At 66.2% G+C, this 4,900-nt stretch carries 5 protein-coding genes; 2 read left to right on the forward strand and 3 right to left on the reverse strand.

From position 1 onward, the window contains the following. Positions 1 to 415: FAD-dependent oxidoreductase (locus I5M_RS04200; protein WP_031335327.1), on the reverse strand; the 415-nt coding region annotated here is incomplete at its 3' end. Positions 416 to 523: 108 nt separating this feature from the next. Beyond that, on the reverse strand, positions 524 to 1,636 hold the full coding sequence (gene nadA / locus I5M_RS04205; protein ID WP_022720258.1) for a quinolinate synthase NadA: 1,113 nt from the start codon (positions 1,634 to 1,636) through the stop codon (positions 524 to 526). 352 nt (positions 1,637 to 1,988) lie between these two features. Here nadA and I5M_RS04210 point away from each other — a divergent pair, with 352 nt between their 5' ends. After that, positions 1,989 to 2,975 (forward strand): MDR family oxidoreductase, encoded by a 987-nt coding sequence (locus I5M_RS04210; RefSeq protein ID WP_022720259.1) that lies wholly within the window; start codon positions 1,989 to 1,991, stop codon positions 2,973 to 2,975. 100 nt (positions 2,976 to 3,075) lie between these two features. Further along, the gene (locus tag I5M_RS04215) at positions 3,076 to 3,696 is read left to right on the forward strand and encodes a hypothetical protein (protein WP_022720260.1); all 621 of its coding nucleotides are present in this window, start codon (positions 3,076 to 3,078) and stop codon (positions 3,694 to 3,696) included. 25 nt (positions 3,697 to 3,721) lie between these two features. On the opposite strand, the gene I5M_RS04220 is transcribed toward I5M_RS04215, so the two are convergent. Beyond that, a partial coding sequence (locus I5M_RS04220; protein WP_040771554.1) for a PLP-dependent aminotransferase family protein occupies positions 3,722 to 4,900 on the reverse strand: 1,179 nt, incomplete at its 5' end.

Below are 4,900 nucleotides of genomic sequence, written 5' to 3' on the forward strand. Positions count from 1 at the left end.
CGGCCATGTCGCCGCGGACATGGACGATGCGCCGCGCCGAATGCGCGGCTTCGCGCGCCACCGCGAGGCGGCCTTCGAGGTCGCGGTCGAACGGCACGCCGTAGCCGAGCAGATCGTGGATGCGCGCGGAGGCTTCGCGCGCCAAAGCGAACGCAACGTCTTCATCGACGAGGCCGGCGCCGACCGCGATGGTGTCGGCCGCGTGCGACTCCGCGGTGTCGCCTTCGCCGACCGCGGCGGCGATGCCGCCCTGCGCCCAGGCGGTGGAGGCGCCTTCGCCGAGCGGCGCGGCGCTGATCACCGTCACAGGACGCGGCGCCAGTTTCAGCGCGCAGAACAGGCCGGCGAGACCGCCGCCGACGATGACGATGTCGCCGTGGGCGCCGAGCGATTGCAGGTCGGGCGTAGTTGTCATGAGGCGTTCCAACTCTTGTACGCTGTCTCGCGAACGCCTTCAGGCACGGACGACGGCCGGAGATCGCACAGAGGCGCCGTCGTCCGCTTCGAGCCGCAACGACGCGGCTTAGTTCTTCAGATTGATCATCCGCTCGACCGAGCGCCGCGCCGGAGCGATGATGGCGGGATCGACGGTGACTTCCTCGCGCAGGTACACCAGGCTGTCGAGGATCTTCGACAGCGTGATGCGCTTCATGTGCGGGCACAGATTGCACGGCCGCACCATCTCGACATCCGGCAGCTCGGCCTGGACGTTGTCGGCCATCGAGCACTCGGTGATCATCACCACGCGCTTCGGATGCCGGTCCTTGACCCAGTTGATCATGTGCGCGGTCGAGCCGGTGAAGTCGGCTTCGGCCAACACGTCCGGCGGGCATTCCGGATGCGCGATGATCTTCACGCTCGGATCGGCCTCGCGGTAGACGCGCAGCTCGTCGCCGGTGAAGCGCTCGTGCACTTCGCACGCGCCCTTCCAGGCGATGATCTTCACCTTGGTCTGCGACGCCACGTACTTCGCCAGATACTGATCCGGCAGCATGATCACGGTGTCGCTGCCGAGGCTCTCGACCACCTGCAGGGCGTTCGACGAGGTGCAGCAGATGTCGACCTCCGCCTTCACGTCGGCAGACGTATTGACATAGGCGACGATCGGCACGCCGGGGAATTTATCGCGTAGCAAGCGGACATCCGCGCCGGTGATGCTGGACGCGAGCGAACAGCCGGCGCGCGAATCCGGGATCAGCACGCGCTTCTCCGGATTGAGGATCTTCGAGGTCTCCGCCATGAAGTGCACGCCGCACTGGATGATGGTGGAGGCTTTCACCTTGGTGGCTTCGATCGCGAGCTGCAGCGAGTCGCCGACGATGTCGGAGACGCAGTGGAAGATCTCCGGCGTCTGATAGTTGTGCGCCAGGATCACGGCGTCGCGCTCGCGCTTGAGCTCGTTGATCGCCTTGATGTAGGGCGCCATGAACGGCCACTCGACCGGCGGGATGACGGTCTGCACCTTCTCATAGAGATGCGCGGTCGCGGCCTCGACCTCAGGGGTCCATTCGAGCGACGGCATCGGCAGCGCGCGGGCGCGCTCCTGCGCGCTCAGCGGCACGCGGGCGCCGGGCAGGGAGCGGGTGTGGGCCGGCAGGCCGAAATTGTCCGGGCCGTAGATGTCAGCAAGCGGCATCGTCGTGCCTCCTGTACCACTGCCGGACTATATACTCGATTTGAGCATATCCCGGGCTTGAGAAATCCGGCCTCGAGGGCCGGCAAACTTTGGTCCGCTGCGTTGAAGGCGCTTCCTGAGCTGCTAGCGAGTTTCGACTAGCTTACGAACCCAAGAGGACGGTCTTATCCTCATTACGAGCAAATCGAATATAGCACGTCCCTCGGTGTTCCACCAGAGGCCCGAAAGTTTAAATTGTCACATCGGGATGCGCGTTGTGCATCGCTGCGCTGCAGCGACATCTTTACAGCGAGCGTCCGCCTTCTCTACTCAGGTCGGAGCATCGAACGACAATTCAAGGGGAGGCGACGGCATGGCGACGTTCAAGGCGATCCGCATCGACAAGGCCGAGAAGGGCACCACCGCAGCGCTGACGCAGTTCGACGAAGCCGAGCTGATGGACGGCGACGTCACGGTCTCGGTCGAGTGGTCGACCGTGAACTACAAGGATGGTCTTGCCGTCACCGGCAAGGCGCCGGTGGTGCGCCGCTTCCCGATGATCGCCGGCATCGACTTCGCCGGCACCGTGCTGGAGTCGTCGCATCCGAACTGGAAGACCGGCGACAAGGTCGTGTGCAACGGCTGGGGCATGGGCGAAACCCATCTCGGCGCCTACGCCGAAAAGGCCCGCGTCAAAGGCGATTGGCTGGTGCGTCTGCCCGACGGCCTCAGCGCGCGCGACGCGATGGCGATCGGCACCGCCGGCTACACTGCGATGCTCAGCGTTCTGGCGCTCGAGAAGCACGGTCTCACCCCTGCGCATGGCCCGGTCGTCGTCACCGGCGCCGCCGGCGGCGTCGGCTCGGTGGCGATCGCGCTCTTGTCCAAGCTCGGCTACCACGTCATCGCCTCGACCGGCCGCACCTCGGAGGAGGCTTATCTACGCGGGCTCGGCGCTGCCGAGATCATCGACCGCAACGAGCTCTCCGGCGCCGCCAAGCCGCTCGCCAAGGAGCGCTGGGCCGGCGGCATCGACAGCGTCGGTTCGACCACGCTGGCCAATCTGCTATCTATGACCAAGTATCGCGGAGCCATTGCGGCCTGTGGATTGGCGGCCGGCATGGACCTGCCGACCTCGGTCGCGCCCTTCATTTTGCGCGGGGTGTGTCTTTACGGCATCGACTCGGTGATGTGCCCGCTGCCGGATCGCCAGCAGGCCTGGAAACGACTCGCAACCGACCTCGATCACGGCAAGCTGGCCGGCATGACCGAGGAAATCGGCCTCGATCAGGTGTTCGAGGCGGGTGCCAAGGTTCTCGCCGGGCAGGTGCGGGGCCGCATCGTGGTAAAAATTCTGTAGTCTGTTCAGACTTTACCAACGAAGCTGCGCCAATGTTGCCGCAGTTTGTATGGTAAGGATCGGGTTAAATAGGGTCACCCGCTCCCAGTAGGAGTAAAGCATGCTCGCGCGTATCGTATTCGGAGCCGCTTTGGCCGGCGCCGCCGTGCTGCCGGCGATGGCCGGATCGATGAGCGCCGACGAGGCGCGTAAATTCGTCGCCGGCAAGATCTTCGCCTTCAACTGCTTCGACGGCACCCGCGGTGCCGGACGTATCTTCGACGATGGCGGCGCGGCCGGCTCGATCCAATTCTCGGGCTCGGGCCCGACGCGGTTCATGCGCGTCCCCGGCAACACGCTGCAGGTTCGCGGCGAGTCGATCTGCGCCTCGCTCAAGGGCATCCCGTTCGAGCCGTGCTTCAATCTCAACAAGACCAGCGATCGCAGCTTCCGTGGCTCGGTCTCGGGCATGGGCTTCGCGTATTGCGACTTCCGCCATCAGGGCCGCATTCAGCTCGCCCGCGCGATTTCCGAATCGCACAGCGCCGAGCACCACGCCCCCCGTTCGCTGCGCGCCCCCGGCATCCGCTCCGCCGATGCGACCCCGCGTGCTGAAGTCACGGCGAGCGTGCCGGTCCCGAAGGTCGAGTCTGCCAAGCTCGAGCCGCCTAAGGCGGACAGCGTCAAGGCCGAAGCCGCAAAGGTCGAAGCCGTATCCGAACTGCGCCGCTCGACGGACTAGGTTGAACCGCGGCACGTCGCCCGCGTCACTTTTCAGAATTCGTTGGCCATGAGATTCCGACGGCTGCAAGCCGGTCCAACGCCCGGCCGAGTTCAGCGCGCGTCTGTGCTGCAGTCAGGCTGATCCGAATCCGCGCCGGCGCCTCGCGAGTGACTGCGAAGGTTGTGGCCGAGACGACCTCGACACCGACAGCTCGGCAAGTGGCCACCGGATCTGTCATCTCCGGCGGCACCGCGAGCCACGCATGCGGCGACGGCGTCGACTTGCTCGTTCGACCATTCGGCAGAACGCGGCGGGCGAGCCGGTGGCGAACACCCACCTCGTCGCGCTGCCATTCGGCGCGGCGCAGGGCGGTGCCGTCTTCCATCCATCGGCAGGCGATCTCCGCCATCAAGGGCGCCAACGGCCAGAGCGTCGTCTGCGGTTCGGCCGCGACGGCGCGCGCGACCGGTCCGGCCCCCGCAACTAATCCGAAGCGCAGGCCGGCGGCGACCGACTTCGAGAAACTCGTGACCAGTGTGCAGCGGTTCGGCAGCAGCGCTGCCAAAGGCGGCGTTGCTGCCAGCGCGCCGTAGATATCGTCTTCGATAATCTCCAGATCGCGCCGCTCGGCGATCCCGGCCAGCTCGGCACGCCGCGCCTCGCTCATCGTCGCACCCGTCGGATTCTGCAACGCAGGAACCAGCACCACGACGCGCGCCGATGTCGCCCGCGCGGCGCGGTCGAGCGCCTCCGGCAAGATTCCCTGCGCATCCATCGCGACGCCATGCAGCGGCAGACCGAGCTGGCGGGCCAATGCCTTGATACCAGGGAAGGTCATCTCCTCGACCAGCACCGGTTCGCCGGCCGTGCAGATGGCGAGCAGCACCGCGAGCAGCGCCTGATGCGCGCCTGCCGTCGGCACGATGTCGGTGGGACGCAATTCGAGACCGCGCGCGGCGACCCAACTCGCCGCGGTGGCGCGGGTGCGGGCAATGAGCGCGGGTGTCGGGTGATCGAGCGCGGCAGCCAATCCTCCATCGCGTGCGATGTCCGCCAGGGCCAGATCCAGATCGCTCGTCGACGGATCGATGGCCGGGACGTTGGTGGAGAGATCGATGAGGTGCGGAGCCGAGTTGTCGTTCGGCTCCTTGAGCACGAACAGGACAGCTTCGCGGCTTTCGGACAGCACGTAGGTGCCGCGTCCGACCTCGCCGGAAATCAG

Origin of the sequence: Rhodopseudomonas sp. B29, from assembly GCF_000333455.1 — a bacterium.
Classification (GTDB): Bacteria; Pseudomonadota; Alphaproteobacteria; order Rhizobiales; family Xanthobacteraceae; genus Rhodopseudomonas.

Bases quoted from the DNA above. Each gene is read 5' to 3' on its own strand.
- nadA (WP_022720258.1), bottom strand. From the start codon at position 1,636: ATGCCGCTTGCTGACATCTACGGCCCGGACAATTTCGGCCTGCCGGCC.
- I5M_RS04210 (WP_022720259.1), top strand. From the start codon at position 1,989: ATGGCGACGTTCAAGGCGATCCGCATCGACAAGGCCGAGAAGGGCACC.
- I5M_RS04215 (WP_022720260.1), top strand. From the start codon at position 3,076: ATGCTCGCGCGTATCGTATTCGGAGCCGCTTTGGCCGGCGCCGCCGTG.